Source organism: Microbacterium sp. BWT-B31 (assembly GCF_041379855.1).
GTDB lineage: Bacteria > Actinomycetota > Actinomycetes > Actinomycetales > Microbacteriaceae > Microbacterium.
In genome coordinates, this window is sequence record NZ_JBFECU010000011.1 from 48,737 (window position 1) to 61,998 (window position 13,262).

Consider the following 13,262-nt stretch of genomic DNA (forward strand, 5'->3'; position numbering starts at 1 on the left):
ACGGGGTGACGGATCATCTCGATACAGCCGCTGCGCAGCCACTCGATACGAGGGCCGAAGCCCCCGCCCTGCCGGAGCTGACCCTCGACGACGCGCGTGCCGAGGCCGCGGCGCTCACCGACCGCATCGTCGAAGCCCGCGACGCATACTACGGGCGCGACACGCTGATCGTCGACGACGCCGAATACGACGGGTGGATGCATCGGCTCGAAGCGCTCGAGCGGCTGTACCCCGAACTGCAGGGCCAGGACTCCCCGACCCAGACCGTCGGCGCCGCAGAGAGTTCGATGTTCGCGCCCGTGCCGCACGCAGAGCGCATGCTGAGCCTGGACAACGTCTTCAGCGAAGACGAGCTGCGCGAATGGTGCCGGAAGGCTCAAGATGCCGCAGGCCGCCCGGTCCGCTGGCTCACCGAGCTCAAGATCGACGGCCTGGCCATCAGCCTGCGCTACGAGCACGGCGTGCTCACCTCGGCCGCGACGCGCGGCGACGGGCGCGTGGGGGAGGACGTCACGGTGAACGCGGTGCGCGTGGCGGGGATCCCCGAGCGCCTCGCGGGGTCGGGGCATCCGCCGCTGGTCGAGGTGCGCGGCGAGGTGTTCATCCCGGTCGCGGCCTTCGAAGAGCTCAACGCCCTGCAGGCGCGGCTGCGCGAGCGCGTGTTCGACGACGCCCGCGCCCGCGGCACCGACGAGGAGCGCGCGCTCCGGTCGGCCGAGCGGCGGTTCCCGTCGTTCGCCAACCCGCGCAATGCCGCGAGCGGCGGCCTGCGGCAGCAGCTCGACAAGAAGGACGGACTCGAGCTCGAGGCGGGCCAGGCGCGGCTCGCGTCGCTGCGCCTGTTCGTGCACGGCATCGGCGCGTGGCCGGACCCGCCTGTCGCGTCGCAGAGCGAGATCTACGGGCTGCTGGCCGAGTGGGGCCTGCCCACCAGCCCGTACCTGCGCACCACGGACTCGATCGACGGCGTGATCGACTTCGTGTCGTACTACGGCCAGCACCGGCACGACATCGAGCACGAGCTCGACGGCATCGTCGTGAAGGTCGACGAGCTGGCGCTCCACGACGAGCTGGGCGCGACCAGCCGCGCACCGCGATGGGCGATCGCGTACAAGTACCCGCCGGAGCAGGTGAACACGCGGCTGCTCGACATCGTCGTGTCGGTCGGCCGCACCGGGCGGGCCACGCCGTTCGCAGTGATGGAGCCCGCCCGTGTCGCAGGATCGGTGGTGCGCCAGGCGACCCTCCACAACCAGGATGTCGTGCGGGTCAAGGGCGTGCTGATCGGCGACATGGTCGTGCTGCGCAAGGCGGGCGACGTGATCCCCGAGATCCTCGGGCCGGTGGTCGAGCTGCGCGACGGCACCGAGCGCGAGTTCGTGATGCCTTCGAACTGCCCCGAGTGCGGATACCCGCTCGCGCCTGCGAAAGAAGGCGACATCGACCTGCGCTGCCCGAACACCCGCTCGTGCCCGGCACAGGTGCGCGGGCGGGTCGAGCACATCGGCTCCCGCGGCGCGCTCGACATCGAGGCGCTCGGCGAGGTGACCGCGGCGGCGCTCACGCAGCCGTCGGCGCCCGAGACCCCGCCGCTGGTCACCGAGGCGGGCCTGTTCGAGCTGACCCTAGACGAGCTCGTGCCCATCGAGGTCGTCGTGCGCGACGCCGAGACCGGCGAGCCGAAGATCGACGAGAAGACCGGGGCGCTCGTGCGTCGCGCGCCGTTCCGGCGCAACCCGAGCCCGGCCGAGAAGAAGGCGGGGCTGAACGCCCCGCAGCCGTCGGCGCAGGCGATCACACTGCTCGACGAACTCGAGAAGGCGAAGACGAAGGATCTGTGGCGGTTCCTCGTGGCCCTCAACATCCGCCACGTCGGCCCCGTCGCGGCGCGTGCGCTCGCGCAGTGGTTCGGGTCGGTCGACGCGATCCGCGCCGCGACGCGCGACGAGCTCGCCGCGGTCGAAGGCGTCGGGGGCATCATCGCCGACTCCCTCATCGACTGGTTCGAGGTCGACTGGCACCGCGAGATCGTCGAGCGGTGGGCCGCCGCGGGCGCGCGGTTCGCGACGCCGGGGCATCCGGGGCCCGGTGCCTCGGTCGCAGCCGGAGGCGTGCTCGCGGGTCTCACCGTGGTCGCCACCGGCGCCCTCGAGGGCTACACGCGCGAAGGCGCCCAGGAGGCGATTCTCGCGGCAGGCGGCAAGGCCGCCTCGAGCGTGTCGAAGAAGACGGACTTCGTCGCCGCGGGGCCGGGCGCGGGGTCGAAACTGGCGAAGGCCGAAGAGCTCGGCGTGCGGATCATCGACGCCGCGCAGTTCAAGATCCTCGTCGAACAGGGGCCGTCGGCGCTGGACGCGCTCGACCCGGACGCGGGGTGAGCAGCATGAGGCAGTGGCTGTATCGCATCGAACCGACCCGTCCGGCGATGGTGGCCGAGCCCACCGAAGACGAGCAGCGCATCGTCGGCGAGCACTTCGCCTACCTCGTCGGGCTGCGCGACGCGGGTGTGCTCATCCTTGCCGGACGCACGCAGGAAGACTTCACCTCCTTCGGCATCACGATCTTCGAGGCCGAGGACGAGGCATCCGCCCGCTCGATCGCCGAAGCAGACCCCGCGGTCGCCGCCGGCGTGTTCGCAATGACGCTGCACCCCTACGCCGTCGCGGTCTCCCGCGACGGCCTGGGCGGCTGAGTCTCAGGCTGCCGGATCCGGCTGAGTCAGCTGCAGGAGCGAGTCGCGCACCTGACGGCGCAGCACCTTGCCGATGAGCGACTTCGGCAGCTCATCGACCACGAAGATGCGCCGCGGCACCTTGTACGGGGTGAGGATCGTGCGCGCGAACGCGCGGACCGCCTCGACGTCGATGTCGCTCGCGCCGTGCGCGCAGACGATCGCGGCGACGACCTCTTCGCCGGACTTGTCGCTGGGAAGCCCGACGACTGCGGCGTCCTCGATGTCGGGGTGCTGGCGCAGCACGCTCTCGACCTCGGTCGGGGCGACGTTGAAGCCGCCGGTGATGATGAGCTCTTTGATGCGGTCGACGATGCGCACGAAGCCGCCCTCGTCGATCGTGACGATGTCGCCGGTGCGGAACCAGCCGTCGACGAACACCCGCTCGGTCTCTTCGGGCTTGCCGTAGTAGCCCTGGAACACCTGGGGTCCGCGCACGACGAGCTCGCCGCGCTCTCCGGGCCCGACATCCCGCGTCGGCTCGTCGGGATCGACCACGCGGCACTCGGTGCCCGGGAGCGGAAGGCCGACCGTGCCGGGCACGCGATTGTCGGCGACGGGGTTCGCCATGAGCACGGGCGAGCACTCAGACAGGCCGTATCCCTCGACGAGGTAGCCGCCCGAGGCCGCCTCGAACGGCACCACGAGCTCGTGCGGGAGCGCCATCGCGCCCGAGATCGCGATCTCGGTGCCCGCGAGCGACACGCCCCTCTCGTTCGCGGCCTTCAGCAGGCGCGCCGCGATCGGCGGGACCAGGGGCAGGAACGTCGCCGGATGCTTCTTCATGACCGGCAGCACGAGGTCGGGGTCGAACCGCGGGAACAGCACGAGGCGCGCGCCCATCGACATCGCGAACGTCAGGCACAGCGTGAGCCCGTAGGCGTGGAACATCGGCAGCACCGCGTAGACGACGCATCCGTTGCCGCGCACGATCGAGGGCACCCACGCGCGCGCCTGCGCCGCGTTCGAGAGCAGATTGCGGTGCGTGAGCGCGGCGCCCTTGGGCGTGCCGGTGGTTCCGCTGGTGTACTGGATGATCGCCAGATCGTCGGTCTCGGGCTTGCGCGCCGTCGGCGGGATCGGGGACGACTTCAGCAGGTCCTCCCACGGAGTGGTGCCGTGCACCGCGGTGGTCAGCGCCTGGCGCGACGCGCGCGCCTTCGCGATCGGCAGGCGCAGCGCCGCGCGCGTGGCGAAGGGCATCGCCCGCGTGACGTCGACAGAGATGAGGTCGGGCACCCGCAGGTCGGCGGGGAAGCCCTGGATCGTCGCCACCACCTTGCTCCACACGATCGCGTGCTTGGCGCCGTGGTCCTCGAACTGCTTGCGCAGCTCGCGGGGCGTGTAGAGCGGGTTGTGCTCGACGACCACGCCGCCGACGCGCAGCACCGCGTAGAACGCGACGATGTGCTGCGGGCAGTTCGGCAGCACGATCGCCACCGGGTCTCCAGGCCCGACTCCGCGGTCGCGCAGAGCCGCCGCGGCGCGCTCGATCTCGCTCTGCAGCTGCCGATACGACGTCGTGCGCCCGAAGAACTGCAGGGCCGGGGCATCCGGATAGTCCCTCGCGGACGCCTCGACGAGGTCGACGAGCGAGCCCGAGACGGGTGCGAGGTCGGCGGGCACCCCCTCGGCGTAGCTGGCGGTCCAAGGGCGGGGTGGGTCGTACGTCGTCACGGCTCCACACTACGCCGGGGCGTCGGGGGCCCGTAGGGCGCCGGGCGCTCGCGGACGCCGACCTAGAATGGGGGGGTGTCTGAAATCACCCCCGATCTCGTGCGCCATCTCGGCGTGCTCGCCCGGATCCAGCTGTCAGGCGACGAGGTGGAGCGCCTGACCGGTCAGCTCGACGTCATCGTCGACAACATCGCCAAGGTCTCCGAGGTGGCCACGCCCGACGTGGCCGCCACCAGCCACCCGATCGCGCTCACGAATGTGTTCCGCGCCGACACCGTGGGCGACATGCTCACGACGGCCGAGGTGCTCCAGAACGCTCCGGATGCCGCCGACGGCCGCTTCCGGGTGACGGCGATCCTCGGTGACGAGCAGTAAGGGCTGACATGACCGATCTGACGAAGCTCAGCGCCGCCGCGCTCGCCGACAAGCTCGCCGCGCGCGAGGTGTCCAGCGTCGAGGCGACGAAGGCGCACCTCGACCGCATCGCCGCCGTCGACGGCGACGTGCACGCGTTCCTGCACGTGTCGGACCACGCGCTCGAGGTGGCCGCCGACATCGACCGGCGCCGCGCCGCCGGGGAAGCGCTCGGCCCGGTCGCGGGCGTTCCCCTTGCCATCAAGGACGTCCTGGTGACGACCGACATGCCCTCTACGAGCGGCTCCAAGATCCTCGAGGGCTTCATGTCGCCCTACGACGCCACGGTGGTCGCCCGCTCGCGCGCGGCGGGGCTCGTGCCGCTCGGCAAGACCAACATGGACGAGTTCGCGATGGGCTCGTCCACGGAGCACTCGGCGTACGGCCCGACGCGCAACCCGTGGGACCTCGAGCGCATCCCGGGCGGCTCCGGCGGCGGTTCGGCCGCGGCCGTCGCGGCGTTCGAGGCGCCGCTCGCCCTCGGCTCCGACACCGGAGGATCGATCCGCCAGCCCGCGCACGTCACGGGCACCGTCGGCATCAAGCCGACCTACGGCGGCGTCAGCCGCTACGGGGCGATCGCGCTGGCCTCGTCGCTCGACCAGGTCGGCCCCGTCACGCGCACGGTGCTCGACGCGGGCCTGCTGCACGACGTGATCGGGGGGCACGACCCGCACGACTCCACGTCGCTGGCCGAGGCCTGGCCGTCGTTCGCCGCCGCGGCCCGCGAGGGCGCCTCGGGAGCGGTGCTCAAGGGGCTCAAGGTCGGAGTGATCAAGGAACTTCCCGACAGCGGCTTCCAGGCAGGGGTGTCCGAGTCGTTCCGCGCCGCCCTTGCGGCGATGCAGGCCCAGGGCGCCGAGATCGTCGAGATCAGCGCGCCGCACTTCGAGTACGGCGTCGCCGCGTACTACCTGATCCTGCCGGCTGAGGCATCCAGCAATCTGGCCAAGTTCGACTCGGTGCGCTTCGGCCTGCGCGTGGACGTGCCCGGCGGCACGGTCGAGGACGTCATGGCCGCCACGCGCGACGCGGGCTTCGGCGAAGAGGTCAAGCGCCGCATCATCCTCGGCACGTACGCGCTGTCGGCGGGCTACTACGACGCCTACTACGGCTCGGCGCAGAAGGTGCGCACGCTCATCCAGCGCGACTTCGACGAGGCGTTCGCGCAGGTCGACGTCATCGCGACGCCCTCGGCGCCGACGACCGCGTTCAAGCTCGGCGAGAAGATCGACGACCCGCTGCAGATGTACCTCAACGACGTCACGACGATCCCCGCGAACCTCGCCGGGGTGCCCGGCATCTCGATCCCGTCGGGCCTCGCGGCCGAGGACGGCCTGCCCGTGGGCATCCAGTTCCTCGCCCCCGCGCGCCAGGACGCGCGCCTGTACCGCGTCGGCGCCGCCCTTGAAGCCGTGCTCGTGGACTCATGGGGCGCACCGCTGCTGGACCGCGCGCCGGCGCTCGCGAGCTCGTCGAACCGAGGAGGGGCCCGCTGATGGCCAAAGACACGCTGATGGACTTCGACAAGGCGCTCGAGCTCTACGAGCCCGTGCTCGGCTTCGAGGTGCACGTCGAGCTGAACACCGCGACGAAGATGTTCTCGGCCGCCGCGAACCCCGCCAACTCGGCCAACCACGGCGCTGCGCCGAACACGCTCGTCGCCCCCGTCGACATGGGCCTTCCCGGGTCGTTGCCGGTCGTCAACGAGACCGCCGTGCGGTACTCGATCAGCCTCGGCCTCGCCCTCGGCTGCTCGATCGCGCCGTCGAGCCGCTTCGCGCGCAAGAACTACTTCTACCCCGACCTCGGCAAGAACTACCAGATCTCGCAGTACGACGAGCCGATCGCCTTCGAAGGACAGGTCGACGTCGAGCTGGCCGACCGCACGATCGTCACGGTGCCCATCGAGCGCGCGCACATGGAGGAAGATGCCGGCAAGCTGACGCACGTCGGCGGCGCGACCGGTCGCATCCAGGGCGCGGAGTACTCGCTGGTGGACTACAACCGTGCGGGCGTGCCGCTGGTCGAGATCGTGACCAAGCCGATCTTCGGCGCCGAGCATCGCGCGCCCGAGATCGCCAAGGCGTATGTGCAGACGATCCGCGACATCGTGATCGGGCTCGGCATCTCGGACGCCCGCCTCGAGCGCGGCAACCTGCGGTGCGACGCGAACGTGTCGCTGCGCCCCCGCGGCCAGCAGAAGCTCGGCACCCGCACCGAGACGAAGAACGTCAACTCCATGCGCTCGGTCGAGCGGGCCGTGCGCTACGAGATCCAGCGCCAGGCGGCGATCCTCGCCGCGGGGGGCACGATCACGCAGGAGACCCGTCACTGGCACGAGGACACGGGGACGACCTCGCCCGGTCGCCCCAAGTCGGACGCCGACGACTACCGGTACTTCCCCGAGCCGGACCTCCTGCCCGTGGAGCCGACCGCCGAGCTGATCGAACAGCTCCGGGCGGCGCTGCCCGAGCCGCCCGCCGCACACCGTCGACGGCTGAAGGCCGAGTGGGGCTTCACCGACCTGGAGTTCCAGGACGTCGTCAACGGGGGCCTGCTCGCCGAGGTCGAGGCGACCATCGCGGCGGGATCCTCGCCCGCCTCTGCCCGCAAGTGGTGGACCGGCGAGCTCACCCGCATCGCGAACGCCGAGGGCAAGGAGCCGGCGGAGCTTGCGACGCCCGCCGACGTGGCGGCGCTGCAGGGGCTCGTCGACGCAGGCACCCTCACCGACAAGCTCGCACGCCAGGTGCTCGAGGGCGTCGTCGCCGGCGAAGGCACGCCGCAGCAGGTCGTCGACGCGCGCGGTCTTGCGGTGGTCTCTGACGACACGGCGCTGCTCGCGGCGATCGATGAGGCCCTCGCGTCGCAGCCCGACGTGCTCGAGAAGATCCGCGACGGCAAAGTGCAGGCCGCCGGCGCGGTGATCGGCGCAGTCATGAAGGCGATGAAGGGCCAAGCGGATGCCGCGCGCGTGCGCGAGCTCGTCCTGGAGCGCGCTTCGCAGTAGCCCGCGGGCGACGAGGTCACGGTGGAGCTCACCGTGGCGCCGGTGTCGGCGGTCGCGGCGAGAATGGAACCATGGGACGCGGCGACGGCACGGGCCGGATGGTATCGCCCGAGGGGGCGGACGACTCCGGCACCGGCATCCTCCATGTCGACATGGATGCGTTCTACGCGTCGGTCGAGGTTCTCGACGACCCGTCGCTGAGAGGCAAGCCGGTCATCGTCGGCTCACCCGAAGGGCGCAGTGTCGTCTCGAGCGCGACCTACGAGGCGCGGCGCTACGGCGTGCGGTCGGCGATGCCGGTGTCGCAGGCGCTGCGGCTGTGCCCGACGGCGATCACGGTCGATCCGCACTTCGATCGCTATCTCGCCCTGTCCGAGCAGGTGATGAGCATCTTCGGCGACTTCACGCCGCTGGTCGAGCCGCTCTCGATCGACGAGGCCTTCCTCGACGTGCGCGGGGCGCGGCGGCTGTGGGGGAGTCCCGGCCGGATCGCGGGGATGCTGCGGCGCCGGGTGCTCGAAGAGACGGGCCTGACCTGCAGCGTGGGGGTGGCCGCGACCAAGCACGTGGCCAAGATGGCCTCGACCATCAGCAAGCCTGACGGACTGCTGATCGTCACGGCCGACGACACCGCCGCCTTCCTCGCGCCGCAGCCCGTGCGCGCGCTGTGGGGCGTCGGTCCCAAAGCCGCCGAAGCGCTCGCGGCACGCGGCATCCACACCATCGCCGACGTGCTGGACGCGCCCCGCGGTGTGCTGGACCGCGCCCTCGGCGCCGCCATGGGCGAGCGGATCTGGCACCTCGCGCGGGGCCTGGACGCGCGCGAGGTCGACACGCAGCGCGTCGAGAAGAGCATCGGCCACGAAGAGACCTTCCACGCCGACATCGACGACGACGCGGTGCTGCGCGCAGAGCTGCGCCGACTCGCCGATCGGGTCGGCGCGCGGCTGCGCGACAACGGGTGGGAGGCGACGACCATCGCGATCAAGGTGCGCTTGGCCGACTTCACCACCATCTCGCGGTCGACGACTCTCGCCGAGCCGACCGCGGTCGGGCAGCGCATCGGCGACGCCGCGCACGGCCTGTTCGAGGCCGTCGAGCGGCCGATGGCGGTGCGGCTGATCGGCGTGCGCGCCGAGAGGCTGCGGCCGGCGGGCGCGAGCGCGCCCGCCCTGTGGGACCAAGACGGCGGGTGGCGGCGCATCGAGGGCGCGGTCGACGACGCCTCCGAGCGTTTCGGCCGCGGCGTGATCACCCGCGCGACGCTCCTCGGGCGAGCGCGGGGCGGCGCGGGGCTGCCGTCGCATCCGAGGCCGGGCGCACTCGGCGAACCCTGACTCGGCCTCGGGTCAAGCCCCTCGTCACCGCAACCGCTCACCGGTAGCGTTGAGGCATGCCCAACCTCGCAATCGAACTCGGCAAGCAGTCCGCGTCGCTCGGCGTCAGCGCCGCCTACGGCGAGCAGCAGGACGTCGACGGTGTCCGGATCATCCCCGTCGCGCTCACGTGGCATGGTTACGGCGGCGGCGAAGACGCGGCCGGAGACAGCGGGGGCGGTGGCGGCGGTGTCGCGATCCCGCTCGGGGCGTACGTGAGGCGCGGCGACGACCTGCGGTTCGAGCCGAACCTCGTCTCCCTCATCGCGGTCGCCGTCCCCTTCGTGCTGGTCGCCGGTCGTGTTCTCACCCGTGTCATCCGAGCACTCAAGAAATAGGCCCGACCCGGTCGCCTCCGCCCTCGAGGCGGCCGCGACCGCGGTCTGCGAGGCGGTCGTCGCGGTGTCGGCGTCCAACCCGGTGGTGCTCATCGACGGGCGCAGCGGTGCAGGCAAGACCAGCCTCGCGCGGGCGATCGTCGCCCAGTGGCCCCTGAGCGGCCGCGTTCAGCTCGTCGCGCTCGACTCGATCTACCCCGGCTGGGACGGACTGGACTCAGGGGTGCGCTTCGCGACGGATCTGGTGCTCATGCCGCACGCGCGCGACACGATCGGTGTGTGGCAGAGATGGGATTGGGATGCCGCGGCCTTCGCTGAGGCGCACGCCGTCGTCCCTTCTCTTCCCGTGATCGTGGAAGGCTCGGGCCTGCTGACCTCCGAGACCGCGCGGCTCGGCGACGTGCGCGTGTGGCTGGAGTCGCCGCGGCAGTCGCGCGAACGACGCGCGCTCGCGCGCGACGGCGACACGTATCGGCCCCATTGGAACCGTTGGGCTGCGCAGGAGGATGTGCATCTCACGCGCGATCAGCCGGCCACGCTGGCCACCCACGTGTTCGCGATCCCCTGACCGCGGCGTGCTCGCAACGCGATCACGGGATCGCGATGATGTGGGCATCGGCGGTTGTGATCAGTCTTCCGAGATCGCGCGGACCAGGCCGTCCAGGCGGTACCCGATCCAGTCGTACACGCCGAAACGCGGGTCGCGGTCGTCGTGGTCGTCTTCGGCCTCGATGCCCAGGCGCGAGGCGAGCACCAGCCGGATGGCCGCGAGTGTGCGAAGCCAGGACTGGACGTCGTCGGCGCCGATGGTCACGGGCACCGACTCCAGCAGAGCCGGGTCGAGGTCGGCGGGGTCGTCGTCGGGGTCGTCGTCACCCTCGTCCTCCGGAGCCTCCCGGTGGTCGTCCGCCGCCTCGAGGAGCGGATGCAGCGTCGTCAGCACGGCCGCGGCATCCTCTCGCCGGCGGGTGAGCAGATCGGCCTCGGTCACCTCGCGGAACTCACGGGATGCCTCGGCGTCGTCGACGTACGCGTCGGGCACGAGCCGCGCCACCGCTGGATCGTCGGAGGCCAGTTCGGTGGCGTCGAGCAGATCCATGAATTGCGTGGTCAGCCCGGCGAGATGCAGCGCCTCGAGGCGGGAGAGCCCGATGAGGATCGTGCGATCGCGGGTCACAGCGGAGCCTTTCTGATCGTCGCCCACAGCCCGTAGTCGTGCATCGCCTGCGCGTGCAGCTCCATCTGCTCGCGGGCGCCTTCGGCGACCACGGCGTGACCGTCGTGGTGTACGGCGAGCATGAGGAGCTCGGCGGTCTGCCGGGGAAAGCCGAAGTAGGTGCGGAAGACGTGCACCACGTAGCTCATGAGGTTCACCGGATCGTTCCACACGAGGGTCTGCCAGGGTCTCTCGGACGCGGTGGACTCGTCGAGGTCGACGTCCGTGCCGGTGTCCGGCAGTGCCAGGATCGCGGTCGCCATCACGCCCACCCGAGCTCGTGCAGGCGCTCGTCGTCGATGCCGTAGAAGTGCGCGATCTCGTGGACGAGCGTGGTGTGCACCTCGTCGCGCAGCTCTTGCTCGCCGTCGCAGGCGGCGAGGTGCGGCTCGCGGTACACGATGATGCGGTCGGGCAGCTCGCCGAGTCCGTAGCGTTCGCGTTCGGTGAGGGCGAAACCGTCGTAGAGGCCGAAGAGGTCGAGGCTGCCGTCCTCGGGGCGGTCCTCGACGACGAACACGACGTTGTCCAGACCCTCGATCATGTCGTCGGGCAACAGGTCGAGCTCGTCGACGACGAGACGTTCGAAAGCCGCGGCATCCATCTCGATCACGACGCCGCCGCACACATGGGGTGAGTAACGGGACTTGAACCCGCGACCCCCTGGACCACAACCAGGTGCTCTACCAACTGAGCTATACCCACCATGTCTCCCGCTCGCGCGGGCAACCAGAATATTCTCTCATATCCCGGAGGGGAACGATGACACCACGGAGGCGGCGGCGGTGCGCGCCGCGTCGCTGGTCGGCCCCGGTTCGGGTACGAAGACGGCCTGACGGTAGTACGCCAGCTCGCGGATCGACTCGCGGATGTCGGCGAGCGCGCGATGCCCGCCGTCCTTGGCCGGCGCGTGCATATAGGCGCGCGGATACCAGCGGCGAGAGAGCTCCTTGACGCTTGAGACGTCGACGCTGCGGTAATGCAGCCAGCGGTCCACGCGCGGCATGTACTTCGCCAGGAACATGCGGTCAGTGCCGATCGTGTTGCCCGCGAGGGGCGCCTTGCCCTGCTGCGGGACGAACCGCTGGATGTATTCGAGCGCCTCGAACTCCGCCTCGGCGAGGCTCACGCCGTTCGGGATCTCTTCCATGAGTCCCGAGGACGTGTGCATCTGCGTGACGAACTCGTTCATGTTGGCCAGCGCCGGCTCGTCGGGCCTGATCACGATCTGGAAGCCCGGGTCGAGTTCGCGCAACTCGAAGTCCGTCACCACGATCGCGATCTCGACCAGCTCATCGATCGCCAGATCGAGACCGGTCATCTCGCAGTCGATCCACACCAGACGATCGTTGTCGGAAGCCCCCACCATGCCCCCCATCCTAATGAGGGGAGCGGACGCAGCCCCTGAGCGTCCCCCCGGAGCGATTCGAACGCTCGACCGGCGGATTAGAAGGCCGCTGCTCTATCCACTGAGCTACAGGGGGTTGTCTCAAGGCTACCTGGCCGATTGCGCGAAGGCCGAAACGGCGGCGAGGCACTTCCGGACGCAACCCGGCGGGCGTAGCGTCGAAGGATCGGAAGGAGTTCGCCACATGAGCACACCCGAAGCACCTCACGCCCTGTGGGTCGCGTACGGCGAGTCCGGGGTCGTCGGAAGCATCAAGCGCGACGAGAGCGGTTACACCGTCACGATGGCGGGAGCAGACGCGGTCGCCGGGACGTACCCGTCGATGGAGGTCGCGAAGAATGCTCTGCACGCCCGGATGACGCCCGGGAGTTCGTGGCCGCAGTTCCGGGAGCACTGACCGGCAGTCACGCACTGACCGGTAGTCACCTTTCGCTGACGCGAGGGACCGATGCCCCCACCTCGCGCTCTGGCTCCGGCCGCTTCGCGACGGGGCGGGCATCGAGCAGCGGCAGCGCGACATGCACGAGGGGGCCGATCAGCGTGGCGAACAGGACCGTGCCGATGCCGACCGTCCCGCCGAGCAGCCAGCCGGCTGTGAGCACGCTGAGTTCGACGATCGCACGGCAGGCCCAGATCGGCCAGCCCAGCCGGGTGTGCAGGCCCGTCATCAGCCCGTCGCGGGGCCCGGGCCCGAAGCCGGCGCCGATGTAGAGCCCCGACGCGACGGCCACGGCCACGATGCCTGCGAGGAGCACTGCGAGCCCGGCCCACAAGCCCGCAACCGGCGGGATGACCGCGAGCGTCGCCTGCATGCTCGTCCCGACCAGCAGGATGTTCGCGATCGTTCCGACGCCCGGCTTCTGGCGGAGCGGGATCCATCCCAGCAGCACAAGCAGCCCGAGGATGTTGGTGACCCAGCCGACGCCGATGCCGGTGCGCAGCGAGACGCCCTGCGCGAAGACCGTCCACGGGTCCACGCCCAGCCCGGCGCGGATCGTCAGCGCGCACCCCGCGCCGTAGAGGGCCAGACCGATCAGCAGTTGCACCACGCGGCGAGTCATGTGCCCATCCAATCGCAAGACTGGACTG

15 protein-coding genes and 2 tRNA genes are annotated in these 13,262 nt (G+C 70.7%); 9 read left to right on the top strand and 8 right to left on the bottom strand.

All coding sequences use genetic code 11. The annotated features are described in order from the left end of the window. Positions 1 to 68 precede the first annotated feature (68 nt). Positions 69 to 2,378, top strand: coding sequence for an NAD-dependent DNA ligase LigA (gene ligA, locus AB1K54_RS12265; RefSeq protein WP_371203115.1), 2,310 nt, complete (start codon positions 69 to 71; stop codon positions 2,376 to 2,378). 5 nt (positions 2,379 to 2,383) lie between these two features. After that, the gene (locus AB1K54_RS12270; RefSeq protein ID WP_371203038.1) at positions 2,384 to 2,692 is read left to right on the top strand and encodes a YciI family protein; all 309 of its coding nucleotides are present in this window, start codon (positions 2,384 to 2,386) and stop codon (positions 2,690 to 2,692) included. 3 nt (positions 2,693 to 2,695) lie between these two features. Here AB1K54_RS12270 and AB1K54_RS12275 read toward each other — a convergent pair whose 3' ends face one another. Further along, positions 2,696 to 4,408, bottom strand: a complete 1,713-nt coding sequence (locus AB1K54_RS12275) for a long-chain-fatty-acid--CoA ligase (protein ID WP_371203039.1) — start codon at positions 4,406 to 4,408, stop codon at positions 2,696 to 2,698. 75 nt (positions 4,409 to 4,483) lie between these two features. Here AB1K54_RS12275 and gatC point away from each other — a divergent pair, with 75 nt between their 5' ends. From gatC to AB1K54_RS12305, 6 genes are all read left to right on the top strand, one after another. Next, a complete protein-coding gene (gatC, locus tag AB1K54_RS12280; protein ID WP_371203040.1) occupies positions 4,484 to 4,783 on the top strand; it encodes an Asp-tRNA(Asn)/Glu-tRNA(Gln) amidotransferase subunit GatC in 300 nt (99 codons plus the stop codon). A gap of 8 nt (positions 4,784 to 4,791) precedes the next feature. Next, entirely contained in the window at positions 4,792 to 6,321 is a 1,530-nt protein-coding gene (gene gatA / locus AB1K54_RS12285; RefSeq protein ID WP_371203041.1) for an Asp-tRNA(Asn)/Glu-tRNA(Gln) amidotransferase subunit GatA, read from the top strand. After that, a complete protein-coding gene (gene gatB / locus AB1K54_RS12290; RefSeq protein WP_371203042.1) occupies positions 6,321 to 7,835 on the top strand; it encodes an Asp-tRNA(Asn)/Glu-tRNA(Gln) amidotransferase subunit GatB in 1,515 nt (504 codons plus the stop codon). The genes gatA and gatB overlap by 1 nt, the downstream gene beginning before the upstream one ends. Positions 7,836 to 7,906: 71 nt before the next feature. Then, positions 7,907 to 9,172, top strand: a complete 1,266-nt coding sequence (gene dinB / locus AB1K54_RS12295; RefSeq protein WP_371203043.1) for a DNA polymerase IV — start codon at positions 7,907 to 7,909, stop codon at positions 9,170 to 9,172. Between the two features lie 56 nt (positions 9,173 to 9,228). Next, complete coding sequence (locus tag AB1K54_RS12300; protein WP_371203044.1) at positions 9,229 to 9,549, top strand: hypothetical protein; 321 nt, start codon at positions 9,229 to 9,231, stop codon at positions 9,547 to 9,549. After that, entirely contained in the window at positions 9,524 to 10,117 is a 594-nt protein-coding gene (locus AB1K54_RS12305) for a hypothetical protein (RefSeq protein WP_371203045.1), read from the top strand. The genes AB1K54_RS12300 and AB1K54_RS12305 overlap by 26 nt, the downstream gene beginning before the upstream one ends. A gap of 60 nt (positions 10,118 to 10,177) precedes the next feature. Here AB1K54_RS12305 and AB1K54_RS12310 read toward each other — a convergent pair whose 3' ends face one another. The 6 genes from AB1K54_RS12310 to AB1K54_RS12335 all read right to left on the bottom strand — a co-directional run bounded on the left by AB1K54_RS12310 (position 10,178) and on the right by AB1K54_RS12335 (position 12,249). Then, positions 10,178 to 10,726: a DUF2017 family protein gene (locus AB1K54_RS12310; protein WP_371203046.1), complete on the bottom strand. Its 549-nt coding sequence runs from the start codon at positions 10,724 to 10,726 to the stop codon at positions 10,178 to 10,180. Further along, on the bottom strand, positions 10,723 to 11,028 hold the full coding sequence (gene clpS, locus AB1K54_RS12315) for an ATP-dependent Clp protease adapter ClpS (protein ID WP_371203047.1): 306 nt from the start codon (positions 11,026 to 11,028) through the stop codon (positions 10,723 to 10,725). Before clpS ends, AB1K54_RS12310 begins: the two co-directional genes overlap by 4 nt. Continuing rightward, positions 11,028 to 11,393, bottom strand: coding sequence for a metallopeptidase family protein (locus AB1K54_RS12320; protein ID WP_371203048.1), 366 nt, complete (start codon positions 11,391 to 11,393; stop codon positions 11,028 to 11,030). The genes clpS and AB1K54_RS12320 overlap by 1 nt, the downstream gene beginning before the upstream one ends. A gap of 1 nt (position 11,394) precedes the next feature. Continuing rightward, positions 11,395 to 11,470 (bottom strand) — tRNA-His (locus AB1K54_RS12325). 37 nt (positions 11,471 to 11,507) lie between these two features. Beyond that, the gene (gene orn / locus AB1K54_RS12330) at positions 11,508 to 12,134 is read right to left on the bottom strand and encodes an oligoribonuclease (protein WP_371203049.1); all 627 of its coding nucleotides are present in this window, start codon (positions 12,132 to 12,134) and stop codon (positions 11,508 to 11,510) included. 42 nt (positions 12,135 to 12,176) lie between these two features. Then, positions 12,177 to 12,249, bottom strand: a tRNA-Arg gene (locus AB1K54_RS12335). Positions 12,250 to 12,357: 108 nt separating this feature from the next. On the opposite strand from AB1K54_RS12335, the gene AB1K54_RS12340 reads away from it, so the two are divergent. Then, positions 12,358 to 12,570, top strand: coding sequence for a methyltransferase (locus AB1K54_RS12340; RefSeq protein ID WP_371203050.1), 213 nt, complete (start codon positions 12,358 to 12,360; stop codon positions 12,568 to 12,570). A gap of 25 nt (positions 12,571 to 12,595) precedes the next feature. Here AB1K54_RS12340 and AB1K54_RS12345 read toward each other — a convergent pair whose 3' ends face one another. After that, the gene (locus tag AB1K54_RS12345; protein WP_371203051.1) at positions 12,596 to 13,234 is read right to left on the bottom strand and encodes a YitT family protein; all 639 of its coding nucleotides are present in this window, start codon (positions 13,232 to 13,234) and stop codon (positions 12,596 to 12,598) included. Positions 13,235 to 13,262: the final 28 nt, after the last annotated feature.

Coding starts and splice junctions, on each gene's coding strand:
- AB1K54_RS12270 (WP_371203038.1), top strand. CDS start 2,384: ATGAGGCAGTGGCTGTATCGCATCGAACCGACCCGTCCGGCGATGGTG.
- gatA (WP_371203041.1), top strand. CDS start 4,792: ATGACCGATCTGACGAAGCTCAGCGCCGCCGCGCTCGCCGACAAGCTC.
- gatB (WP_371203042.1), top strand. CDS start 6,321: ATGGCCAAAGACACGCTGATGGACTTCGACAAGGCGCTCGAGCTCTAC.
- dinB (WP_371203043.1), top strand. CDS start 7,907: ATGGGACGCGGCGACGGCACGGGCCGGATGGTATCGCCCGAGGGGGCG.
- AB1K54_RS12300 (WP_371203044.1), top strand. CDS start 9,229: ATGCCCAACCTCGCAATCGAACTCGGCAAGCAGTCCGCGTCGCTCGGC.
- clpS (WP_371203047.1), bottom strand. CDS start 11,028: ATGGCGACCGCGATCCTGGCACTGCCGGACACCGGCACGGACGTCGAC.
- orn (WP_371203049.1), bottom strand. CDS start 12,134: ATGGTGGGGGCTTCCGACAACGATCGTCTGGTGTGGATCGACTGCGAG.
- AB1K54_RS12340 (WP_371203050.1), top strand. CDS start 12,358: ATGAGCACACCCGAAGCACCTCACGCCCTGTGGGTCGCGTACGGCGAG.
- AB1K54_RS12345 (WP_371203051.1), bottom strand. CDS start 13,234: ATGACTCGCCGCGTGGTGCAACTGCTGATCGGTCTGGCCCTCTACGGC.